General features: G+C 46.7%; 19 protein-coding genes. 9 read left to right on the top strand and 10 right to left on the bottom strand.

Annotated elements, in window-relative coordinates; genetic code table 11:
• Positions 1–344: 344 nt before the first annotated feature.
• Positions 345–1,010, bottom strand: a complete 666-nt coding sequence (locus tag QUA62_RS14145) for a hypothetical protein (protein ID WP_333404794.1) — start codon at positions 1,008–1,010, stop codon at positions 345–347.
• Between the two features lie 270 nt (positions 1,011–1,280).
• Between QUA62_RS14145 and QUA62_RS14140 the strand changes: the two genes are divergently transcribed.
• The 3 genes from QUA62_RS14140 to QUA62_RS14130 all read left to right on the top strand — a co-directional run bounded on the left by QUA62_RS14140 (position 1,281) and on the right by QUA62_RS14130 (position 2,995).
• Entirely contained in the window at positions 1,281–1,493 is a 213-nt protein-coding gene (locus QUA62_RS14140; protein ID WP_190659021.1) for a high light inducible protein, read from the top strand.
• 143 nt (positions 1,494–1,636) lie between these two features.
• Positions 1,637–2,176 (top strand): photosystem II reaction center PsbP, encoded by a 540-nt coding sequence (gene psbP, locus QUA62_RS14135; protein WP_190735456.1) that lies wholly within the window; start codon positions 1,637–1,639, stop codon positions 2,174–2,176.
• Between the two features lie 168 nt (positions 2,177–2,344).
• Complete coding sequence (locus QUA62_RS14130; RefSeq protein WP_333404793.1) at positions 2,345–2,995, top strand: nucleoside triphosphate pyrophosphatase; 651 nt, start codon at positions 2,345–2,347, stop codon at positions 2,993–2,995.
• A 161-nt stretch (positions 2,996–3,156) separates the two neighbouring features.
• Here QUA62_RS14130 and QUA62_RS14125 read toward each other — a convergent pair whose 3' ends face one another.
• Positions 3,157–4,071: a calcium-binding protein gene (locus QUA62_RS14125; RefSeq protein ID WP_333404791.1), complete on the bottom strand. Its 915-nt coding sequence runs from the start codon at positions 4,069–4,071 to the stop codon at positions 3,157–3,159.
• A gap of 302 nt (positions 4,072–4,373) precedes the next feature.
• Here QUA62_RS14125 and eno point away from each other — a divergent pair, with 302 nt between their 5' ends.
• Positions 4,374–5,654, top strand: a complete 1,281-nt coding sequence (gene eno, locus QUA62_RS14120) for a phosphopyruvate hydratase (protein WP_445301666.1) — start codon at positions 4,374–4,376, stop codon at positions 5,652–5,654.
• A 169-nt stretch (positions 5,655–5,823) separates the two neighbouring features.
• On the opposite strand, the gene argC is transcribed toward eno, so the two are convergent.
• On the bottom strand, positions 5,824–6,882 hold the full coding sequence (gene argC / locus QUA62_RS14115; protein ID WP_190659031.1) for an N-acetyl-gamma-glutamyl-phosphate reductase: 1,059 nt from the start codon (positions 6,880–6,882) through the stop codon (positions 5,824–5,826).
• Positions 6,883–7,328: 446 nt separating this feature from the next.
• Here argC and QUA62_RS14110 point away from each other — a divergent pair, with 446 nt between their 5' ends.
• On the top strand, positions 7,329–8,345 hold the full coding sequence (locus tag QUA62_RS14110) for a sulfate/molybdate ABC transporter ATP-binding protein (protein ID WP_333404789.1): 1,017 nt from the start codon (positions 7,329–7,331) through the stop codon (positions 8,343–8,345).
• Between the two features lie 120 nt (positions 8,346–8,465).
• On the opposite strand, the gene QUA62_RS14105 is transcribed toward QUA62_RS14110, so the two are convergent.
• The 3 genes from QUA62_RS14105 to QUA62_RS14095 form a co-directional block, all read right to left on the bottom strand.
• Entirely contained in the window at positions 8,466–8,807 is a 342-nt protein-coding gene (locus tag QUA62_RS14105) for a low temperature-induced protein (protein WP_333215100.1), read from the bottom strand.
• A gap of 433 nt (positions 8,808–9,240) precedes the next feature.
• On the bottom strand, positions 9,241–10,032 hold the full coding sequence (gene hisF / locus QUA62_RS14100; protein ID WP_006635853.1) for an imidazole glycerol phosphate synthase subunit HisF: 792 nt from the start codon (positions 10,030–10,032) through the stop codon (positions 9,241–9,243).
• Between the two features lie 560 nt (positions 10,033–10,592).
• Positions 10,593–10,835: an ATP-binding protein gene (locus QUA62_RS14095; RefSeq protein WP_333404831.1), complete on the bottom strand. Its 243-nt coding sequence runs from the start codon at positions 10,833–10,835 to the stop codon at positions 10,593–10,595.
• 1,593 nt (positions 10,836–12,428) lie between these two features.
• Between QUA62_RS14095 and QUA62_RS14090 the strand changes: the two genes are divergently transcribed.
• The 3 genes from QUA62_RS14090 to nadB all read left to right on the top strand — a co-directional run bounded on the left by QUA62_RS14090 (position 12,429) and on the right by nadB (position 16,057).
• Positions 12,429–13,388 carry an adenylate/guanylate cyclase domain-containing protein gene (locus QUA62_RS14090; protein WP_333286735.1) on the top strand — a complete coding sequence of 320 codons (960 nt, stop codon included), beginning with the start codon at positions 12,429–12,431 and terminating at the stop codon, positions 13,386–13,388.
• 252 nt (positions 13,389–13,640) lie between these two features.
• Positions 13,641–14,075 (top strand): photosystem II complex extrinsic protein PsbU, encoded by a 435-nt coding sequence (gene psbU / locus QUA62_RS14085; RefSeq protein WP_333404786.1) that lies wholly within the window; start codon positions 13,641–13,643, stop codon positions 14,073–14,075.
• 329 nt (positions 14,076–14,404) lie between these two features.
• A complete protein-coding gene (gene nadB / locus QUA62_RS14080; RefSeq protein WP_333404784.1) occupies positions 14,405–16,057 on the top strand; it encodes an L-aspartate oxidase in 1,653 nt (550 codons plus the stop codon).
• A 21-nt stretch (positions 16,058–16,078) separates the two neighbouring features.
• Here nadB and QUA62_RS14075 read toward each other — a convergent pair whose 3' ends face one another.
• From QUA62_RS14075 to btpA, 4 genes are all read right to left on the bottom strand, one after another.
• A complete protein-coding gene (locus QUA62_RS14075; RefSeq protein ID WP_333286741.1) occupies positions 16,079–16,351 on the bottom strand; it encodes a hypothetical protein in 273 nt (90 codons plus the stop codon).
• A gap of 573 nt (positions 16,352–16,924) precedes the next feature.
• Entirely contained in the window at positions 16,925–19,060 is a 2,136-nt protein-coding gene (locus tag QUA62_RS14070) for a CHASE2 domain-containing protein (protein ID WP_445301665.1), read from the bottom strand.
• A 483-nt stretch (positions 19,061–19,543) separates the two neighbouring features.
• Positions 19,544–20,467, bottom strand: coding sequence for a vitamin K epoxide reductase family protein (locus tag QUA62_RS14065; RefSeq protein WP_333286745.1), 924 nt, complete (start codon positions 20,465–20,467; stop codon positions 19,544–19,546).
• 156 nt (positions 20,468–20,623) lie between these two features.
• Positions 20,624–21,511 (bottom strand): photosystem I biogenesis protein BtpA, encoded by an 888-nt coding sequence (btpA, locus tag QUA62_RS14060; protein WP_138921119.1) that lies wholly within the window; start codon positions 21,509–21,511, stop codon positions 20,624–20,626.
• Between the two features lie 418 nt (positions 21,512–21,929).
• Here btpA and QUA62_RS14055 point away from each other — a divergent pair, with 418 nt between their 5' ends.
• Positions 21,930–22,916: an SGNH/GDSL hydrolase family protein gene (locus QUA62_RS14055; RefSeq protein WP_333404829.1), complete on the top strand. Its 987-nt coding sequence runs from the start codon at positions 21,930–21,932 to the stop codon at positions 22,914–22,916.
• Positions 22,917–22,941 lie beyond the last annotated feature (25 nt).

Genomic DNA, 22,941 nt, shown 5'->3' with positions numbered 1-22,941 from the left:
GACTAAAGCCAACTGTCACAGGACGATCGATTTTTAGGGTGCATCTTGCACCATTCTCAAGAACAGGCAAGATGCCTGTTCCACAAAGAGTGAGTTTTCTTGTGGGGTGGGCATCCTGCCCGCCCCTAAAAAACCTAATTGAAAATGGTGCAACATCTCAGGTGCGTCAGACTCCGTTATTGAAATATTATTGAAGATTTCCGGTAGTAGAGCACCTTACTATATATGCCAGTGGCGTCCCGGACGGCCAGACTCGGCGGTTGAAACCGCGTTTACACTTCCCTCTCGTCCCAGCAGAGGACGACTAAAAAATACAGGAGGTATTATTGAAGCCGGGTTTGATATTACTTGCTTGCCAGCCAAATCGGATAAGCAGAAGAATCCTCAGCTTTTAACTTTTGCGCCTGATAACTCTTGCTAGTCCAACTAGCTACTGTTTGCAGGCTTTCTGTCAAACAACTTTCGCTGCCAAACGCTTCAAATCCCAAAGTCCACCACGCGCTGCCGTTAATGTTCAATTGAGTAAGTTCCACGGTGCAACCTTGGGGAATTGGGGCTTCCACAGGCACAGATATCAGGGCACCAGGGGCCGAAACTTGATAAAGACGCTGCGCTCGCTTTTTCTTGACTGCCACCCACTTTCCTGTCGCCAAAATATCCGCCGGTATCGGCGCCATCGTGTCAGCACAAACCCACTTCAGCCACTTTTCGGCTTTGCCTTCCCAGCGATTGGCGAACTGCATCGTCCCTAACTCTGCCTGACGCCACTTTACCTCCAAGGTTTTCCCACGCAGCTTCACTCCCAAGTAGTCGCAGTTAGGTACTAGCAAATATATGTCTTCCCGCTCTTCGGGAGGCGAAAGATACGCGCCGAGACTCTCGCTTCCAAACCATTGATTGAGCGATTTTGGCAGTGCACCGCTATAAAACCACCGCATTTCCAGACTGGCCCGCATAAATTTTTCCTCCGTTCCACAATTTTCGTCAAACCCAGACTGGATTTGCCACACACCATCGACTTTCGTGCCTCTTCACTCTATCCTCCCCCCTCTGGGGCCCATAGTCTACCCACAGTCATACCATTTTAGATTTTAGATTTTAGATTTTAGATTGGGGAAAGACTGATTTTATAAGGGTTTAGAGCTTGCCTACAGTTGCATTTTTTTTTAAACTGGTGTCAGATCGAGGTATTTAAAAAAATTTCTCACAATCCTTTACATATCTTCACAAGTCTGTTACATTTATTTACAGTACACTAAAAACCATTTAGGAAAAAAAAGATGAGTAACAGAGGCTTAATGCTGGACGATCAAGGCAAAATGAACAATTTTGCGATCGAGCCGCAAGTATACGTCGATGACGAACCCCGCACCGGCTTCACTCCCTACGCCGAACGCTTAAACGGCCGCCTTGCCATGATTGGCTTTGTTTCTCTCTTGGCTTTAGAAGTTTCGACCAAGCACGGGCTGATTAGCTGGCTGACTCACCTGTAATGATTTTGTTAACAATTAAACTATATGGCTATGGATCGCTGGCGATACACAAACAGCGATCCATAGCTTAACTATTTTGAGGGGCAAGGTTTGGTGAGACAATTAAAATTAAATATTTTTGTTTTACCCTACTCGTAAAAAGAATGCTCAAACGAATTGCGGCAATACTTCTGGTGGTTCTAAGCCTCACTTTGACCGGTTGTGTGTCTAAAGTCACCGGACTCAAAAGCTACGTTGATACTGGCGATGGCTATCAATTTCTCTATCCTAACGGCTGGCTGCCGATCGCGGTTTCTAACGGGCCCGATGTGGTGTTGCGCGATTTGATTCAGCAAACTGAGAACGTCAGCGTGGTAATCAGCCCAGTTCCGAAGGACAAAACTCTGGCTGATTTGGGAACACCGACGGATGTGGGATACAAGCTCAGCAAAAGTGCGATCGCCCCGAGTGATTCGGGCCGCGAAGCTGAATTAGTCAATGCTGAATCTCGCGAATCGCGATCGAAAAACTATTACATTTTAGAATATGCCGTCAAGCTTCCCAACCAAGAACGCCACAACTTAGCGAGTGTAGCCGTCAGCCGCGGCAAACTTTTTACTCTTAACGTTTCCACTACCGAAGAACGCTGGCCCAAGGTAAAAGAAGCTTTTGAGAAAGTTGTTAAATCTTTCTCTGTTTATTAGGGAATTGGGAATTGGGCATGGGGCATGGGGCATTGTTAACTGTTGACTGTTGACTGTTCGCTGTTGACTGTTGACTGTTCGCTGGAAACCTCACCACAGTTAACTGACAACTGACAACTGTCAACTGTCAACTGTCAACTGTCAACTGTCAACTGAACTTCTTAACTTATGAAAATTCCCACTTTTGTATTAGCTTCAGCTTCTCCAGCGCGCCGTCGCCTGCTAGAAAATGCCGGCATTCAAGCTGTGATTTGCCCCAGCGACTTTGATGAAGCGCAAATACAAATGAGGGATGCCAATAATTTAGTGCAGGTTTTAGCAGAGGGAAAAGCTGAGGCTGTAGCTAAGTTTTTACTGGCTAATTCTCACCCGCAAATCCCTAATCCCAAATCTTGTTTGGTTTTGGGATGCGATTCAATTTTGCTCATAGATGGCGAAATTCACGGCAAACCCAAGGATGCGGAAGAAGCAATCTCGCGCTGGCAGAAAATGCGCGGTAAGGTGGGCGAACTGTATACGGGTCATGCTTTAATTGATACTAGATTCGATGACTTTGGTGAGGCCAGGTCGCGATCGATCATTCGCTGTCAAGTTACAAAAGTTCATTTTGCGGAAGTTACCTCGCGCCAAATAGCGGCTTACGTCGCTACCGGAGAGCCCCTCGCCTGTGCAGGCTGTTTTGCACTCGAAGGTAAAGGCGGTCTTTTTGTCGAAAAAATCGAAGGATGTCACACAAATGTGATTGGTTTGAGCTTACCTCTGCTGCGGCAAATGCTCACCGAAATGGGATATGATGTGGCGGATTTCTGGCAATCTTAAATATTGTTGAATTTATGTCAGGAATCGGGAGGTAGAGCCTCGCTTATATGCCTACCCAAGCTCTGCCTGGGAACGAAGATTGAGAGCCTTGTTGTTGTCGGATGGGCGTTTCGTTCCGCCCGTCCGTGCTATGCAGATTAGCCTTGCCCAGCAGTTGGTAATTATCCTAGAGCGATCGTCCCATCCGATACAGATATAAACTGAAGTTGATCCGGGGAAACATCCTTCACCAAACCCAAGATATTGCCACTGCTAGCTTCCCGAATCACCGTCGCCTTAGTATCCAGCAATCTCAACTCCAGAGTTCGAGGCTGTTCCGGAGGAAAAGGGCCGCTGCTATCGTAATCTCTGGCATCACCAATTGTCAAAAACCTTTCGCTCAAAACAATATCATTTCGCGTCAGTCCTCCCGCCAATCCAATTACATCACCTTGAGCCGGATTGTAATCGAGAATAAAATCTGCCGGCACTTCCTCTACATCAAAATTGCCACTAGGAGATGGTTGAAGCGAACCAATCTCCCCCGAAGTTGCTCCCACTTCTGTGCGGAGGACAAACATATCTGCGCCTTCACTTCCCCAAAGTCTATCAATTCCAGCATCACCGATTAGAGTATCATTTCCACTCTCTCCTACTAAAGCATCATTCCCTTTACCACCGCGAATAAAGTCATTAGCCGTGCCTCCATAAACGTAGTCATCACCTTGATCTCCGCTGACAAAATCGCTGCCGCATTCTCCATAAAGAATGTCCAAATCTTGGCCGCCGCGAATAGTATCGCTGCCGCAACCTCCGATTAAAGTATCTCTGCCACTGTTACCGTTCATCAGTTCCGCACCACCGGAACCTCTGACAAAATCGTTACCATCTAAAGCCCGCAAACCTCCGGGAGTATTCCGCAGAATTCCATTTGCTAATTGAAATGCGTCGTCATTGGAAGTTAAGTCAAAAAAGTTGGGGTCGCTGCCTGGATTTGGCAATGGCGCTGTGAGTAATTTGATGTTTGGGGGATCGGCAATAATTGGGTCTGAATTTTCAGCTAATGCTCTAATTTCTCCGATATTTGTTTCTAACATCTTAAGTTTCTCCTTTTTTGATCGACTTTGTTGATATTCTGATTTTAACAAAGGTTCCAATTAAGAAATCTGCGGGAATCTGGGGTTAAAACAATCAAATTACTGTCAAAATTGCCGGCGGTCTTTATTCAACAAGCCTAGCTTATTGACACCCATCTGCCCGTCCCCATCCGCAAATATTTTGAACTGTGTACCAATAATTCAGGGGATCGCGTACTCTATTACCCGTCAGCAGTCAGCGTGGGAAAACCCAGAGACTGCTAATTGTCATGAAACCTTGAGTTAAGTCCGGAATAATTAATATGCTAGACACTGCGATCGAATCTATTCAAGCCAGAGAAATCCTCGACTCCCGTGGCCGCCCCACCATTGAAGCTGAAGTTTACCTAGCCAACGGTGTTGTGGGGCTCGCCCAAGTCCCCAGCGGTGCCTCTACAGGCTCTTTTGAAGCCCACGAACTCCGCGATGATGACAAAACCCGTTACGGCGGCAAAGGAGTCCTAAAAGCCGTTGCTAACGTCGAACACAAAATTGCCCCCGCTTTGGCTAATCTCGATGCGATCGACCAAGCACTGGTAGACAAAACCATGATTGACTTGGACGGTTCCCCCAACAAATCCCACCTCGGCGCAAATGCCATTCTCGGAGTCTCCTTAGCCACAGCAAAGGCGGCCGCCGAGACTTTAGGACTGCCCCTTTACCGCTACTTGGGCGGGCCCTTGGCGAACGTTTTGCCAGTACCACTGATGAACGTGATCAACGGGGGATCTCACGCTAACAATAATGTGGACATTCAAGAATTTATGATTGTCCCTGTGGGTGCGCCCTCTTTTAAAGAAGCTTTACGCTGGGGTGCAGAGGTATTTGAATCCTTGAGTAAAGTCTTAAAAGCTGAGGGTTTGCTGACTGGTGTGGGTGATGAAGGCGGTTTTGCGCCTAATCTTAAATCCAATCAAGCAGCTTTGGATTTGTTGATTGCAGCTATTGAAAAAGCTGGCTACAAACCGGGTGAACAAGTTGCTTTAGCTTTGGATGTGGCTGCTAGCGAATTTTACAAAGATGGGCAATATACTTACGACGGTGTGGCTCATTCGCCGGCAGAATTAATCGATTATTTGGATGGTTTGGCCGGACAATATCCGATTGTTTCCATTGAAGATGGTTTGCACGAAGACGATTGGGACAGTTGGGTAGCGCTGACGCAGAAAATGGGCAGCAAAGTTCAGTTGGTAGGTGACGATTTGTTTGTTACTAATCGCACGCGGCTGCAAAAAGGAATTGATTTGAAAGCTAGCAATTCGATTTTGATTAAGCTCAATCAAATTGGTTCTTTGACGGAGACTTTGGATACGATCGACCTGGGCAAACGGAACAGCTATCGATCGATCATCAGCCACCGTTCCGGTGAAACTGAAGATACCACCATTGCCGATTTAGCCGTAGCGACTCGCGCCGGCCAAATCAAGACTGGTTCTTTGTGTCGCAGCGAACGAGTTGCCAAATATAACCGTTTATTGCGGATTGAGGATGAATTGGGCGATCGGGCAATTTATGCTGGGTCGATCGGTTACGGGCCTAAATAACACTTGGTAATCGCTAATCCTCGTTCCCAGGCTCTGCCTGGGGACGCAGATCCGGAGGCTCTGCCTCCAATTTTCCTCGGGTCTTCGAGGCTCTTCCTCTGGATATCGGTTCCCAGGCAGAGCCCGGGAACCAGTTAACCAGTTAAATCTGGATATTACCGCTCCTCAATTAAGGATAGAAAGCCAATTGTGGCAAACCCAAAGTTTCTTCCCAGCCCATCATCAAGTTCATGCACTGGATGCCTTGGCCGGCTTGTCCCTTAATTAAATTGTCGATCGCCGAGAGCACAATCACTCTGTCAGTACGCGGATCGACTTCGATGCCGATATAACAAAGATTCGTGCCGCAAGCCCATTTTGTTTGCGGGTAAACTCCAGCCGGCAACACTTTTACCCAAGGACAATTGCGGTAAAAAGCGCTGAAAATCGTGATTAAATCTTCTCGCACCAAACCCGGATCGCGCAAAGTTGCGTAAACAGTCGCCAGAATTCCGCGCACCATCGGAATGAGGTGGGGAGTAAACTGAACTTTAATATCGTGTCCCGCTAAATCGCTGCAAATTTGCTCGATTTCTGGCGTGTGGCGGTGGCGGCCAACGCCGTAAGCGCCCAGAGAACCCTCTGCTTCAGCCAACAAGAGATTAACTTCGGCTTTGCGGCCCCCTCCCGAAGTACCGGATTTGGCGTCGATAATGGCTGTTTCTGGCACAATGAGACCTTGTTTGAGCAAAGGTGCCAGGGCCAATAAACTAGCAGTGACGTAGCAGCCGGCACAGCCTACTAACTGAGCGTCTTTAATTCGATCGCGATACAATTCTGGCAAACCGTAAACAGCCGTTGCAGCCACTGAGGAGTCCGATCGCTCGCCGCCGTACCAAGCTTTGTAAGTTTCCTGATTTTCAAATCTGTAGTCAGCCGACAAATCCAAGACTTTGCAGCCTTTTTCGAGCAGCGTCGGTGCCATTTTGCAAGCTAAACCGTTCGGCAGCGACAGAAACACAACTTCACATTTTGCGGCTATTTTGTCTAGGTCGATCGCCTCCACTGTCAAGTCAGTGCAGTTAGTCAAATGCGGATAAAGGCTGGAAAAAGGTTTTCCCGCACTGCTATCCCCGCCCAAATAAACTACTTCAGCCGCCGGGTGGTCCGCCAGCAGTCGCACAAGTTGCACGCCGCCGTACCCTGAAGCGCCGATAATTCCTACAGGCACACGTCCAACATCTCCCATTTTCCTTTATCCCCTCAGCCGTTGAAGTCAAAAACGCTTGAACTTTTGCTGCATTGTAGTACCAAACGCCAACTTTGGTGGCAAAGAATTGTATTGTTTTGTTTTGGAGGTGCATTTTTGTTAATTTTCGGCTGTTTAACCCCGCCCAAAAACGGATACAAAGCCCCAACTCCTTTCCTGGAGAACCCAAAATTTTAGACCAAAGTTCTATCTTCCAGATTCAAAGCTGCAAGTAAATCTAAAATCTAAAATCTAAAATCTAAAATCGACTGACCGATCGCCAAAACCCTAAAATTAACAAACGGATGTGCGATCGTGGTATAAAAAAACTTACTTTAACCCATCCACAAACTGGAGATTAACATTTTTCCCTCTTGCCTCTTGCCTCCTGTCTCCTGTCTCCTGTCTCGAACCTCGAACCTCTTCCCTCTTCCTTCTTCCTACCTATGGGCATAGTTGTAGAAAACGTATCAAAACAGTTTGGCAGTTTCCAAGCACTCGATCGAGTCAGCTTAGAAATTGAATCGGGTTCCCTAGTCGCATTGCTGGGCCCGTCTGGTTCCGGCAAGTCTACACTGCTGCGGTTGATTGCCGGTTTAGAAATGCCCGACTCTGGCAAAATCTGGCTAACAGGCCAAGATGCCACGAATACTAGCGTCCAAGACCGCAAAATTGGGTTCGTGTTTCAGCACTACGCGCTATTCAAGCACATGACAGTGCGAAAAAACATCGCTTTCGGGATGCAAATTCAGAAAACACCGCCCGCGAAAGTCAAATCGCGGGTAGAAGAATTGTTGAATTTAGTGCAATTGGCAGGATTGGGCGATAGATACCCGTCGCAACTTTCAGGAGGCCAGCGACAGCGGGTGGCCCTCGCCAGAGCCCTGGCTGTGGAACCGAAAGTGTTACTGCTAGACGAACCTTTTGGAGCTCTCGATGCCAAAGTTCGCAAAGATTTGCGTGCTTGGTTGCGGCGACTGCACGACGAAGTTCACGTTACCACCGTCTTTGTGACCCACGATCAAGAAGAAGCGATGGAAGTTGCCGATCACATTACAGTAATGAATAAAGGTAAAATCGAACAAGTCGGCACACCGGCAGAAATTTACGACCATCCCGCTAGTGCTTTCGTAATGAGTTTTATCGGTCCAGTCAATGTATTGCCCAGCAGTTCAAGGATGTTTCAAGGCAACGGCTTTGACTCAGCCAACCCGGAGATTTTCTTGCGCCCTCACGACGTAGTAATTGAAACTACAGAAAATAGTGCAACAGTGCCTGCAAGAATCAGTCGCTTGATTCATTTGGGATGGGAAATACAGGTAGAATTAACCTTAGATGACGGTCAAGTAGTAAACGCTAATTTGACTAGAGAAAAATTCGATAGCTTGCTCTTGGAGCCCCAGCAAAGAGTGTTTGTAAAGCCGAAAGGTGCCAAGTCGTTTCCACTTTTTTATTCAATCTGATACCAATTCTGAAAACTAGAGATAAATTTAGATTGGATACCGCACTCCAAGGGACACGGCACCGCGCCGTGTCCCTAATCTTTTATACTGACAAGTGTCCGCTGACTACTGCGCGCTAAGTTAGTCTTTAATTTTGCTGACAGCTTTTTTGACTTGTTGCTCAAAGGATGTAGCTTCTGTATTGGAAGGATTTTTCATTTTTTCAAGATCAGCGTCTCCCTGAACTTCGTTCGGTCCTTTGCTGGCTTTTTCTTGAGTTTCTTCCAAGGACATTGGTTTTTTCAGGACAATTTCTTGAGATTCTTTTTCAATCCCTAAAAGTTTGTCTTCACCTTTGGTGGGGCTGCTGGTAACGGCAAAAGCGGGGAAAGCATTAGAAACAAACATCAAGGCACAAAAACAAACAGCTATTAAAGTGCGAACTAAACGCTTAGCAGGGAAGTTAAAGCTGATAAAAGACATACAAAATTTCTCCGTTTTTAGTAGTTTTGATCGCTAAGATTGTTAACAGGCTGAAACTCACTCATATTCTGCACAATCTTTAACTCAAGTTTGAGAAAAGCAACCGTTGCTTTCTTTCAAATTGAGCTAACATATAATATTTAGCTGAAAAAGTGGGTATTTGAAATCCTTCTCAGGGAATATTTCTAGATGACTGGCGTGGGTTGCCCCAAGACATTTATGTAGAAGGCACTTGTGTAGAATCAAAAAAATTCTCTATAAGTGCCTTCGGATGCGCCTCACATAGCGGTATCAATGTCAGTAACTGGTTCGATCGTGGGGTGGGGGCGGGTTTATTTAGCCTGGTTGCAATGTGAGAGGGCGCTTGAGTGAACCCGCAGAGGGGTTTGTTGAAAATGTTGCAAGATATGAGATGCGCCCGACTATCCACTGACTAATGACTAATAACTAATGGCTGCTGCTGTCGCACGGGAACTTGACATTTTGCTAGATAAGTTTTAATTTCTCCTACACTGAGTTGCCCGTAATGCAGCAGGGAAGCCAGCAGTGCAGCTTCTGCTTTGCCCTCAGTCACGGCTTCGTAGATGTGGTGGCAGTTGCCGGCGCCCCCGGAAGCAATGACGGGAATTTCGACAATTTCGGCAATGCTTCGAGTTAATTCCAAATCGTAACCGGCTTGAGTGCCGTCCGAGTCCATGCTTGTCACCAGAATTTCGCCCGCGCCGCGCTGTTCGGCTTCTTTGGCCCAGGCGATCGCATCTTTGCCGGTATTTTCTCGCCCTCCGCGCACGTACACGTCCCAACCCGGATTATCTGCATCTTGCCGTTTGCGGGCGTCGATCGCCACTACAATGCACTGATTACCAAATCGATCGCTGGCTTTGTCAATTAAACTCGGATCGCGCACCGCCGCCGAATTAATACTCACCTTATCAGCGCCCGCCCTCAATAAACTTTTAATTGTGTCTAAGGATTGGATACCGCCGCCCACCGTCAAAGGGATAAATACTCGATCGGCCGTTCGGTACACCACATCGATCATAATATTCCGGTCTTCGTGAGTCGCTGTAATGTCCAGAAACACCAACTCGTCAGCACCCGCATCATTGTAAACCTGAGCCATTTCTACCGGATCGCCAGCATCCTGAAGATTGACAAAATTGACACCTTTGACCACGCGACCGGCTTTCACATCCAGACAAGGTAAAATTCTTTTCGACAACATACAATTCTCTTCCAATTTAACTTACTCGGCGGGAAGTGCCCCGCTATAACTGTACTCTTCTTAGCGGTGGGATGAAAGCCAGGGTTGTTTTTTGCCGTCCAGCTTGTGGTCTTCACTCCTAGCTGGAGAACGAGTTGGACAGGCAAGAAATAACCAATCTCTCAGTTATCACAAGACGGTTACAATAAATAAAATTCGTTTTAAAAATTTGATAAATCATCATAAATGCCCCAACGATTGCCACAACCAAGCAGTCAAAAGCCAGATCTAGGGCATTTAGCACCTACTCTAGCATAGAGGATTTTTAATCTTAGTGGTTTCCTACGCTCCTTACCAACAGTTAATCTCAGAACAAAAGACCTTAATCCGTCCGATTCGGAGCCTGCTATAAAATTAAATTTATTCAAAACCTTTCTGCTGGGATAGACGTTGACACGCCACAGCTTCTTGCTGTTTTGCCAGATTTATTAAAAATCGCTGATGCTCATAATAATGGGGGGGATGTAAAGTACGCACTTTTCTAACAAGGGTTTTTTACACGGCAATTATGAGCAATGGTTTTACTTGGGAATCCTCACTACTGCTGGCAGTATAATAGTAAAATTAGACCCCTTACCCATCTCGCTTTCAACTAAGGTGTCGCCACCCATAATCCGAGACAAATTTCTAGTAATTGCTAACCCTAATCCAGTACCCCCATACTTTCTTGTAGTTGAAGCATCAGCCTGGGTGAATGGTTGGAACAATTTTCCCATTCGTTCTGGATCTATGCCAACGCCAGTATCACTTATCTTAAATAAAATATACGGAATGGCTGATTCCTGTTCTTCCCCATCGGCTATGCCAGATTTTCTATATTTCTTTTAAAAATTAATATTAATTTGCCATTTTTTTGTAAATTTGCTGGCGTTACTAAGCAGATTAAATAAGCAGGGTTCCCTTAAACCATTGCTTGGTAACTTTTCTAGCTTGCTTGTTACCGCGCTAGCTCAGTTTTGCTTCATAAAGTGCTATTTACCAGATGCGATTGCCCTGTCACCCAAAACTGCATCATTTGAGTTCACTAAACCTATGCAGAGCATTCATCAACTTCTTTGAAGGACGGGCATCTTTCCCGAAGTTCTAGTCAACGCATGACAAGCAATCAATTCAGTACCCACAAAAAGTACAAATTGTTGGTGATAACTTCCTCAATTTTCTAGGAAAGCTGGGGATTGTTTTTGCTACAATCAACCACAAAATCTCAAAATACAAACCGTAAGTAGCATAAAATATCTCGCAAACATTAAGGTTTAATTGTCACCCTAAAGCTCGTATAGTGGCCAGGGTTAACGAAAAAATGGCAAACAATTGTGAAAATTTCCAGGAAAAACTATCTCCCAAGTTGGTGCAGAAAAACCAAGTTATCTTTGTTGAAAATGTAGCAGTTAATAATATGGTAAAAAATCATTGCCTAGCCAAATAAATTAGGAATTGGGGATGGTCTAAATTGACCAGAACGTTGAAATACAAGGCTGAAAGAGACGGTAAAAATTACCTAGACCTGGGTCGGTTTTTTGCGCCATAGAGTAAGAGTTGCCACGTAGGTCTGAATCAGGTGGGTAGCCTTCCGTTGGAAGTGCGTAGCTGGACTTATTGCAACTTCAAAACTAAGCACGATAGAGATGTAAATTCTGCTATCATTATTGGCGATGGAGGGCTTGGATTATTAGCGTTATGAACTACCACTACTGCCCAGGGACGGAATGTAAGTTCGACGTTTGGAAGGAAATCTTCGATACGATCGGCTGTTCCGATTGAAATTGGAAGCCTACACCATAGGGAGCCGTGGTTGGTGTTGGTAGTTCACAGGACTCTCGATCTGCATACCAGCTCACACCCCCTACCCGCGCCTAGCTCTACCGTGTACAGAGAAGTTGCTCGCTGACCCATATTGTAGAAACCCTGTTTCCTAGAATCTTGATTTCTCGTTTTGCCGAATCAATAACTTAAAATTCAGGAAAATAAGCTTCCTTTCTGAGATTCATGCAAAACTTAGGTTTCAGGAATTGTGTTGAAAGATTTCGGACTTGTGTGTACAGGGTAGCCGGCTAGCCAGAGAGCCATTTTCCCAGTTTTTTCTGGTCCATCAAAATAAATAAAAGTTGTCTCCGCTCCGGGGCAGGCAGTATTATCAGGTACAATCTTGGTAGACAGTATGTTTTTACTGGCTGCTTTTGTAGATCAAATCATAAATACCTTCGCTCGCTCGATCGAATTTATGGTTCTGAAATCCTGCAGGGGCTAGGTGCATCGATGATGGACTAAAAAATCTAAAATCTGAAGTCTCAACTCTCAAATCGGTTAATTTTGTGTCGTTTCTAGGACTGTTGTGACGAGTGCAACCCAATCCACATATGGTACTTCGCACAGAAGGCGGCAATCGCTACTTGCCGCTCGCCGGCAGCAATTGCTGGACAGTAGGGCGGAGCGATGACAATAATTTTGTACTGACAGATCGCTGGATTTCCCGTAATCACGCGATGTTACAGCAAATGGAGACAGGAGAGTTCTACCTGATCGACTTGGGCAGCCGCAATGGTTCCTTTGTCAACGGGCGGCGGGTCAGTATTCCTGTCACTCTCCGAAATGGCGATCGGATTATTTTCGGTCAAACCGAATTGGACTTCTACAACCCAACCGCGGGCCACCGGCACGATCCAATACACGATACAGACTCTGAAGATTTTACGGCGACTTTGACGGTACGCAGCCTGATTAGCGTCATGGTAATGGACATCCGAGACTTTACAGTTTTGACTAGGCAGCTAGACGAAACCCTCCTCTCGGAAGTCATCGGCAATTGGTTCCGCAAAGCAGGACAGATCATTCGCGAACACGGCAGTTGGGTGGACAAATACATCGGTGATGCCATCATGGCAGTCTGGTTCCACAAAACCAGCGGTGTCAGCAGCGAGGAAATGATGCGGATTTGCCAAGCTTTGAGCGAACTGCACAAGGCAACAGACGAACTCAGCAGCCGTTACCCCCTACCTTTTCCTTTGCGAGTCGGGGCGGGAATCAATACAGGTTATGCAATGGTGGGAAATTCTGGCAGCAGCGACCGATCGGACTACACGGCCTTGGGAGATACTGTAAACGCAGCATTTCGCCTGGAGTCTTGCACCAAGCAACTTGGCAAGGATATCGCTGTGGGAGAAACGACCTACAAATACCTGACGCAATTGGGGGCCGAGGGCGCTTTCGAGCCGCACACCGTGGCTTTGAAGGGTTACGACACTCCCAGCCTGACTTACGCTGGTACTTATGCTGACTTGAACGCTTTTCTCAAAACGAAAGGAAAGAGTTCTCGATAGCTAGAAAATTGCGTGCAGGGCAAAAATTAACCCTTTAAAATGGCAGTCCGAGTTTTTAATTTGGAGTGCCTTTTATAAACTGGCCTGGGATGCTTAAAAGTCAGTTAATATCATATATCGCCTGCGTTGTCAATACCAAAATGTAAACTTTATAACAGCCCTCTACCTATTGCGGATTTATCTGAAAAACTGCATAAGCAAAATGGTAGTCTCTACATAAATGCTGTGTATGAAATTGGGAGACAAAACTTCATGAAACGATTGGGTCGTCTATTGGCAGTATTGGGCTTAGTGCTGGGCTGCTTTGCATGGGCTGGAGACCAAAGCGCGATCGCGGCGTCATTAAGCCGTATCGTCTTGCCATCATCCTCGCTCCTAGCTGTTGAAGCTCCGGCTAGAACCAATCGCGCCGATGAGAAGCTTGCCACAGAATACGGCAAAAAACTTGATTTGAACAACAGCGCCGTCCGGGACTTTCGGGAATTTCGAGGGTTGTATCCCACTTTAGCTCGACTAATTATTAAGAATGCTCCTTACGAAAATGTTGAGGACGTACTCAATATTTCAGACTTGACGGATGCTCAGAAAAAAGTGCTGCAAGCTAACATGGACAAATTCACCGTAACTGAGGTTGAATCAGTCTTTATTGAAGGAGACAACAGGTTGAATAATGGTCTCTACGACTAGGTAGCAGCGGGTCTCATTTGAAGGCAGAAGTCATTGGGCAGAAGGCATTCGGCAGAAAGAAAAGATTTTTTTTCTATAGGCTGATGACTTCTGCCTTTAATTTATGCAGACTTACTTTCAACCACCATTGGGCAAAAGCCTGCAAAAATTCCCTAGATTGAAATAAGCGGGTTCCCCAGATTCCTCTGTAGACTCAATTCTTTAATCTAAAATCTAAAATATAAGCTCGATCGACTGACATTAGTTCAAGTCCCCAGATTCATCTGTAGACTCAATTCTAAAATCTAAAATCTAAAATCTAAAATCTAAAATTGACTGGCGGCAGACTTATGACTGACAAATTTGACGTATTGGTAATAGGTGCTGGCGCGGCGGGTTTGTACACAGCACTTTGCCTGCCAGAGCATTTGCACGTGGGCTTGATCAATAAAAATACCCTACCTGTTTCTGCCAGCGATTGGGCTCAAGGAGGGATTGCCGCAGCGATCGCCCCTGAAGATTCGGCAGCACTGCACATTCAGGATACACTGGCTGCTGGAGCCGGTCTTTGCGATTTGGAGGCGGTGAAATTTTTAGTTGAGGAAGCTTCAGCCTGCATTGACTCCCTAGTGAAAATGGGCGTTGCATTCGATCGCACCGGTCCAGATTTAGCCCTCACCCTAGAAGCAGCCCACTCCCGCCGCCGAGTTCTCCACGCCGCCGACACTACGGGCAAAGCCGTGATCGCTACGCTGACAGCAAAAGTATTGAGCCGCAAAAACATTCAACTCGTATCTCCTGCCTTTGCTCTGAGTCTGTGGCTAGACGAAACCGGGCGCTGCCAGGGGATTAGCTCGATTTGTGGCTCACAAGTCAAGTGGCTGCAGGCCAAAGCCGTAGTGCTGGCGACAGGCGGCGGCGGACAGGTTTTTGCTCAAACGACCAATCCGTCGGTAAGTACCGGGGACGGGGTGGCAATTGCGTGGCGCGCCGGGGCGCTGCTGCGAGACTTAGAATTTGTGCAGTTTCACCCGACGGCGCTGAGCACAGCGGGCGCGCCTCGGTTTCTCATTAGCGAAGCGGTGCGGGGAGAAGGAGCTCATTTGGTTGACAGTAAGGGATATCGCTTTGCTTTTGACTCTCACCCCAGCGGGGAACTCGCCCCTAGGGATGTTGTCAGCCGCGCTATTTTCCGCCACCTGCAAAAGACGGGGGAACCTCATGTGTGGCTGGATTTGCGGCCGATTGCGGTCGATCGACTGCGCTACAGGTTTCCCAATATTATTCAAGTGTGCGCTGATTGGGGAATTGATATTTTTTCCGAACCCGTGCCGGTGACGCCCGCAGCCCATTACTGGATGGGAGGGATTGTCGCTGACAAGTTTAACCAAACTTCGATTCCGGGTTTGTACGCGGTGGGAGAAACTGCGAGCACGGGGGTACACGGCGCTAATCGGTTGGCGAGCAATTCGCTGCTGGAATGTCTGGTTTTTGGGGCGCAGATGGGGCTTTTGCAGCTAGAAGGTGGAACGCCCGAGGCATTCGCCGATCAGTTCGAGGCGGGGGAAATCTTGGAAAAATCGATTTCTGAAAAGGACATTGAGGCGATCGAAAAGTTGCGGGTCGAATTGCCGAACTTGGTGTGGCAGAGTGCGGGAATTTGCCGGGGACAACGCGATTTGGAAAGTGCGATCGTCCAACTTGAGATTTGGCGGCAAGAATTTGCTTCGTTGCCTTTGAGTCAAACGCTTGATAATTTACGGCCCGGACAAAGTATTGATTTTTCCCCTGCTGAGGCGGAAAATACATCGATTTTGCGAAATTGGGGAGAAGTTGGGAATTTATTAGATATCGGCTATTTAATTGTCAAAAGTGCTGCGTTTCGCACCGAAAGTCGCGGCGGTCATTACCGAGTGGACTATCCCCTCACAGATCCGGATTGGTGCAGCCATACTTTAATTAACCAATCGAATTGGTACAAATCTCCGCGAATAGAAGATTGAAAATTTATTGAAAATTTGGGGTCAGCGCGTCCCCGTACCGTCACTTTTGGGGTTGCCGTTCGGGTCTGGTTCGTATTCTTTTGGGTAATCGGGAAACCTAGAGGTTTGTGCAACTGTCAAAACTCTCGGGGTCGATGGCCTCGGGCTCTCGCCCGCGCTACGGGCTTTTGTGAAATTGCTAGTTGAGTTGCTGGCAAGTCGAGCCGCATTTGCGGTGCCGACTATATTCACTTGCAGGCAGGCCGCCAGGGTTGCCGTTGTTGTGAGCTGAATCAAAGTACGCATAGTATTCACAGCCTTATTGAAATCACCGCAATAGATCCACGTCTGTACCACCTATTATATCTATCAATTTCCGTATTTCCACGGATATCTTTACATTTACTTTAATTAACTTTCATAAGTTTACATAAATTTTTTTACATTAAGGCTTTTTGGCGATTTGAATTTGGTTTCAGGTTGTGATTTATTTTAATATTTTGTAACATTGAGAGAAGACGGCAAGTTGCTCTCATAAGTTTTATCTTGCCTAAATCTATCTAATGACAGATGACTGATTAGAGAATTTTAAATTATGTGATTTTAGATTTTAGACTTCCCTACTTTGGACATTTTTTTGAACGGTTTCAAAAAGCTTAGAGGGCTTACAGTTTAAGGAGCGAGCTATTTTTTTAAGTTAGCTGCACAGGGGAGGCCTGAAATAATATCTTCCTCACGACCCAATGAGGGTTTGAGATCTAGAAATTGCTCAAATTTTGCGTGAAATAATTGAGATTTTCGATAAAAAATTGAATAATTACAAATGACTTATCAATATCCGGGTGGGGACTTTACCTACAGTTGCATTATTTTTTTAACGGAGCTTAATTAATAAAAGTGATATTGATTTTTCCCGCGTTCCTTAGCACGATACATCGCAACATCGGCATTCTTAACTAACATCTCTGGCTCTTGACCGTCAATGGGATATAAACTAATGCCAATACTTGTAGTTACAGAAACTGTATGTTCTTCTAAAATAAAAGGCTGCATGATGGCGTCGCAAATTTTTTCCGCTACTTTCGCAGCTTCCTCGCGACCTGGAATTGCAGGCAAAATGACTGTGAACTCGTCGCCGCCCAACCGCGAGATTGTATCGCTGCCGCGCAAGCATTTTTTGAGCCGACTGGCAACTGTTTTTAAGAGTAAATCACCCACATTGTGTCCGAGAGTGTCGTTAATTGACTTAAATCCATCTAAATCTAAAAAGAGTAAAGCTACCAATTTCTGAGTGCTGGAGGCTATTTCTAGAGACCGATGCAAGCATTCGTAGAACCTTTGGCGGTTGGGCAAACCGGTAAGGGCATCGTGATAAGCTTGGTGGCTGAGCTCAGCATTTTTTTGTTCTAGGGCTTTTGCCCGGAGTTGGCGCTCGGTAATATCTCTGATTGCTCCGACTAAAAATAGGTTGCCGGCAGCATCTTTATGCAGGGATCTTTTAGTCGCAATTAGATGCGTAATTCCGTGAGCGTCAGTAAAATATTCTTCATTTTCTCGCGGCTGATGAGTTTGCAATACTAATTCGTCTTGCTGCCAAAATATCTCGGCTTCGGCTTGGGGAAATAAATCGTAATCTGTGCGGCAGGTTAAAATTTCCAAAGGATAGCCAATAAACCGACAATATGCCTGATTCAAAACAACGCAGCGGTGATTTCGATCTTTGACAAAAATTGGGTCGGGAATTGTATCGATTAGCGATTGTAAAAATTCTTTAGACCGTTTTAATTCTTCTTGCAAGTGAGCCAGATAACCCACAACTGCGACACCAGAACCCACAAGACTGAGGATTGGAGGAATTAACGGTAGCCACCAACCTGCTAAGAATGCTAAGTATAAAGTGGCACTCAGACCTAGACAGATACTTAATAAACAGTAAGCCGATCGACCAAGCGATCGCAAATTCCAACTCACATTTGCTCCCGCCCAAGACCAGAGTAAAATCCACAGCAACTCTGCAGCCTCTGGCCAGACATTGATACCCCCGCGCCCGTCGAGGGCCGCACTCAAAATTTGGCTCAAGAAATGAGCTTGAAGCTCGACTCCCGGTATTTGCTGGGGAGGACCAAACCAACCCGAGCTGTAAGCATTTTGGTAAAAGTCTCTGAGGCTGGGGGCAGTTGAGCCGATCAAGACAGCGCGCGATCGTACAAAATCAGCGGGTACTTTGCCAGAAAGCACATCGCTCATCGATGCAGTGCGAAAACTGCCTCGCGGGCCGCGCAGGTTGGTCAAAATTTGATAGCCCCGGCTGTCCGCTCGAACGTAAGCACCATCATTCGGTTGAAAAGGCCGAAAAACCCCCTTGCCTAACTGCAAGTATTTAGGATTGGCTTTTGCGGATTGAGGGGAAATTCCTTCGCTTTTGAGGTAAAGCAAAGCCAGTCTGAGTGCAAAACTTTTATGAGTTTTGCCGTCTCCGGGCCAAGCGTAGAGCAAAGTTCGCCGCACTTTTGAGTCAGCGTCGATGACAACATTGTTGAAACCAATTCGATCGAGCTGGTCAAGTACCGGAGGTGGCCGAACTGCGAACCTGGTTTCGTCTGGCATCAACTCAATGCCGATTAAGTTGGGAATATTTTTAAAAGATTTGACCAATTCGGCGTTACCCGGTTGAGTTGGCAAATCTCGGTAAACGTCGAGGCCGATCGCCCGCGGCTTGCCAGCGTGCAATTTTTGCAGCAATTTAGCCAATACAGCATCGGAAATTGGGTAGCCGTATTTTTGCAAGTCAGCTTCGTTAATTTCTACAATGACGATGCGCGAGTCAATTGGTTCGGCCGGCCGCCACCGCACAAAGTGGTCGAAAGCAGCCCATTCCCACACCTGAAAAAATCCGAACCAGCGCATTACAATGACCGTACTAGCAACGGCACTCGCAGTAATCAATACTCGGCGTTCTCGATCGACCCATTTTTTGATAGTTTTTAGCATATTTTGGGGATTTGGGCCTCGCCCTTTGAGCATCTAAACTACTACTACGTATAGGTTTTACATCTCCAGGGCGATCGGCTCAGTCGATTTTAGATTTTAGATTATCCAATTTTTTTGTTTTTCGGTGCGGGCGAGTCGATTTTAGATTTTAGATTTTAGATTTTAGATTTTAGATTATCCAATTTTTTTGTTTTTCGGTGCGATCGGGCTGCAAGAGGAGAAACCGGGTTTCGCAACCAAAATATGTCATTTCAACAATCATTCTGGAAGCAGAAACCCGGTTTCTTGCTTTTATGTAAAAGTTTTAGTAATTATTCACCGATCTAAATACTAGAAACCCACAACTTCTTTTAAACTTTTTTCGTTCTCACTAATTTTTACTATTTTTTTATTTATTATAGATGCCACATTTTAGATTGATTTCGCAGTACGAGCCAAGGATAAACTAAGTTAAAAACCCGGATATTTCCAGCGAATCAATCTAAAATCTGTCATCTATAATCTCAAACTTTTCTGTCAGTTTTGAAAGTTGCGCGGGCCGGTGTAACCTGATAAGTCAGAGAGTTTCTCCAAAGATTGGATTCCCGAATAAAACTGACCTTTAATTTCCCAAGTCGGGAAACCTTTAACATTCGCAGCAGCAGCTTGGCAAATTTCAGCGCGGGAATTTTGCCCCCTGGGATCGCATTCAACGTAATCGATTATGGCAGCACCTTCTTTACCAAAAAGCATTTTTTGGTCGTGGCAGTGGGGACACCAGTAAGCGCTGTATTGTTTCGCGCCAATTTGTCGGAGGTGGCGGGCCAAAGCAATTTGTGCCGGACCGGAGGTTGTAGTGACGGCAGGGGGTACAATTCCGGGGGTAGAGACAGTAGGACCAGGTGAGTTGACGCTGTTATAAAGTCCCAAGGCGCCGATCGAACTCACCATTGCCACCAAAATGCCTGTAAACACCAACTGTCCGATATCTTCCCACTCGCGCCCGACTAGCACCAGCACAAACAGCGACAGCGAAAATAAGGCAGAAGTGATGCAGTAAATGCACAGTTCCTGAATTTCAAAAGCCATCACATACATCAAATAGCTGCTGAAAATTACCAGCGCAGCGGTGATGATAAATAGCGCTTGCCAAGTGTTTTTTTCTAGTTGAGAGTGCAGTCCTTTCTGGGTGTCGGGATTTACAGCTTTGGGAGCTAATGCCAGGATTGCTATGCTTAGGTAAGCCAGACAGCCTAACAAACTTAAAGGCACTGTGCCAAAGACTGTAGCGTAGGGACTGTTGAGAACTTTGTCGCAGCCGCTGGTGGGACAAATGACCGAGCCAGTCGTGAATTTAGCGATCGTGAGATAGGCCGTTTCTACGACGCCTATGGCTGCGATCGCTGCCATCACAGTCCGAGACCAGCGATGAATCCAAGGGGTTGAACGTCGGCGAATCATTTTTTGATTTGGTAATTTGGGAATTAGGAATTGTTGACTGTTGACTGTTGACTGTTGACTAATGACTGTTAATTGTTAACTAATGACTGATGACTGATAACTGATAACTGATGACTACTGCCAACTGACTACTACCAACAGTCAACAATTCCCATTTTACGTTTTACTTGTGACTTTGCCCGGTTCCGGTGTTGGCCCTCTTGAGCCATTAGCATCTCTATTTTCCTGTTCGCGCTCTTTCTGTGACAAGCTGCGGCGGGCGGCTTCTACAAACTGACTGACGCGGATCGGATCAATAGGCTGCTCGATGCGACCGTTTCGTTTCAGGGAACTCGATACGATTACGCCGTCAGCGGCCTGCATGAGGGTGGAAATGTTTTCCCACGAGGCGCCACTGCCGATGAAAACTGGAATTCCCGCCGCTGCTGCACTCGCGAGTTCTAAGTCTTCGAGATTGGGAGGGCTACCAGTTGTCCAGCCGGAAAGGATTACGGCGTCGGCTAAAGCTCGCCCGATCGTCTCTTGGACGGCTGTGGTCAAGTTGGGGCTGCCTAGGGGTCGCCCGTGCTTGACTAACACGTCTGCTAATATTTTGACATCGCTGCCCAATTCCCGGCGGTAGCGCAGTAGCTGGTGAGCTTGGCCTTCAATTAAGCCTTGGTCTGTAGCCATGATGCCGTTGAGGACGTTGACGCGGATGAATTGAGCTCCTGTGCAGGAGGCGATGGCGATCGCGCTGTGGGCGTCGTTTCGCAGCACGTTAACGCCGATCGGCAGCGTCACGAGATTTGTTAGCCTCTCAACTACCAGAGTCATGGCACTTACCACCGCCGGATCTACGCTGTCTTTAGCAAAAGGAGCGTCGAAAAAGTTCTCGACTATGATACCGTTTGCGCCACCAGAAGCCAGCGCTGTAGCCTCTTGCTCGGCTCTTCCGATAATAGCTTTGAGGTTTCCGCCCCAGCGGGGAGAAGTTGGCAAAGGCTGTAAATGTACGACACCGATTATGGGATTCGGCGTTTTGAATATTTGTTTTAAGTCCACGGATTTTCCTGAAACCACCAAGTTCACTGACGGCTGACGGCGGATTTTGACGGTATATTCTAGAATTCTATATCCACGAGGGCGATCCGGTTGACTTAATCGGGTTGCCAAGTTGCTCAAAGCCCGACGGCATAACATTTTAGATTTTAGATTTTAGATTTTAGATTTTAGATTTTACAAGGACGACCTACTTACCTCACTCCAAGAGGGATACTTGCTTCAAGGCACGAGTCCTCAAAGGCCAAAAAAGTTTAGATTTTAGGGAGATTTCCCAGGTTCATCTGTGGAGTCAATGCTTTAATCTTTAATCTAAAATCGAGTGACTACAATCGGGGTTGAGAGCTTGACTGCAGTTGCATTCTTTTTTATACCTTGGTGTCGGCAGGGGTTTTTCCTTCTCTATCGACGAGGTTAAGTGGTGAAAGTTTTTCTGATAATTTTGGCTGTCACCGCAGGATTATCGGCAGCAATCGAAGTGCTGGTGCGGGTGCTGCTGGGTTTTGGTAATCCCTTGATTTATATTGCCGATGCCGAGTGCGGCTATTTGTTGGCGCCTAACCAGAAGGTGCGTCGCTTGGGCAACCGGATTGAGATTAACGAGTATTCGATGCGTAGCGGAGCGATCGCCCCGATCGCCCCTCCAGAAACTCTGCGCGTCTTGCTGTTGGGAGATTCTGTCGCCAACGGCGGTTGGTGGACACATCAGACAGATACGATCTCGGAAATTATGGCTCGGAATTTGAGACTGCTAGTACAGAATCTGGCGAAAAATACACAATTAGCTTCCCAAGTCAACTATTCAAATTTTGAAGTTCTCAACGCCTCAGCCAATTCTTGGGGGCCGAGGAATCAACTTGCTTACGCCAAGCGGTTCGGTGTTTTTGGGGCAAAGGCTTTGGTTTTGCTGCTCAATACTGACGATTTGTTTGCATCGGCTCCATGCGATCTGGTTGTGGGACGCGATCGATCTTACCCGGATCGCAAACCCCGATCGGCTACGCTAGAGTTATTGAGCCGCTACCTGCTACCTGCAGTGCCGACTCGCCAATTGGCAGCACCCGGAGCCACAAGCAGCGATTTAGTAGCCTGCAACTTAGAGGCTATTCACCAAATCCAGAAAATAGCTGTATCCGCCAACGTCGAGTTTTTGCTAGCCGTCACGCCCAAGCGGGGCGAACTCGGCGGCCCGGGCCCTCGCGACTGGGAAGTCAATGCTAGAGCGCGTCTCGCCGAACTCGTAGAAACAGAGAAAATTACTTACATAGATTTTCTTCCCATTTTCAATTGTGCGGCCGAATTTCCAACTTTGTATCGAGACAGCATTCACCTGAGTCCTCAAGGAAATCAGCTAGTTAGCAAAACCATCAGTCGTCAAATAGTTGGTCTTTTTTGGCATAAATCGTGACTTCACCTAAAGACGGATACTTGCC

The sequence above is a fragment of the Microcoleus sp. MON1_C1 genome (assembly GCF_036701945.1).
GTDB lineage: Bacteria > Cyanobacteriota > Cyanobacteriia > Cyanobacteriales > Microcoleaceae > Microcoleus.
This window is presented reverse-complemented; position numbering and strand designations above follow the sequence as displayed.

Coding starts and splice junctions, on each gene's coding strand:
- QUA62_RS14140 (WP_190659021.1), top strand. CDS start 1,281: ATGAGTAACAGAGGCTTAATGCTGGACGATCAAGGCAAAATGAACAAT.
- psbP (WP_190735456.1), top strand. CDS start 1,637: ATGCTCAAACGAATTGCGGCAATACTTCTGGTGGTTCTAAGCCTCACT.
- QUA62_RS14130 (WP_333404793.1), top strand. CDS start 2,345: ATGAAAATTCCCACTTTTGTATTAGCTTCAGCTTCTCCAGCGCGCCGT.
- QUA62_RS14125 (WP_333404791.1), bottom strand. CDS start 4,071: ATGTTAGAAACAAATATCGGAGAAATTAGAGCATTAGCTGAAAATTCA.
- eno (WP_445301666.1), top strand. CDS start 4,374: ATGCTAGACACTGCGATCGAATCTATTCAAGCCAGAGAAATCCTCGAC.
- argC (WP_190659031.1), bottom strand. CDS start 6,882: ATGGGAGATGTTGGACGTGTGCCTGTAGGAATTATCGGCGCTTCAGGG.
- QUA62_RS14110 (WP_333404789.1), top strand. CDS start 7,329: ATGGGCATAGTTGTAGAAAACGTATCAAAACAGTTTGGCAGTTTCCAA.
- QUA62_RS14105 (WP_333215100.1), bottom strand. CDS start 8,807: ATGTCTTTTATCAGCTTTAACTTCCCTGCTAAGCGTTTAGTTCGCACT.
- hisF (WP_006635853.1), bottom strand. CDS start 10,032: ATGTTGTCGAAAAGAATTTTACCTTGTCTGGATGTGAAAGCCGGTCGC.
- QUA62_RS14090 (WP_333286735.1), top strand. CDS start 12,429: ATGGTACTTCGCACAGAAGGCGGCAATCGCTACTTGCCGCTCGCCGGC.
- psbU (WP_333404786.1), top strand. CDS start 13,641: ATGAAACGATTGGGTCGTCTATTGGCAGTATTGGGCTTAGTGCTGGGC.
- nadB (WP_333404784.1), top strand. CDS start 14,405: ATGACTGACAAATTTGACGTATTGGTAATAGGTGCTGGCGCGGCGGGT.
- QUA62_RS14070 (WP_445301665.1), bottom strand. CDS start 19,060: ATGCTCAAAGGGCGAGGCCCAAATCCCCAAAATATGCTAAAAACTATC.
- QUA62_RS14065 (WP_333286745.1), bottom strand. CDS start 20,467: ATGATTCGCCGACGTTCAACCCCTTGGATTCATCGCTGGTCTCGGACT.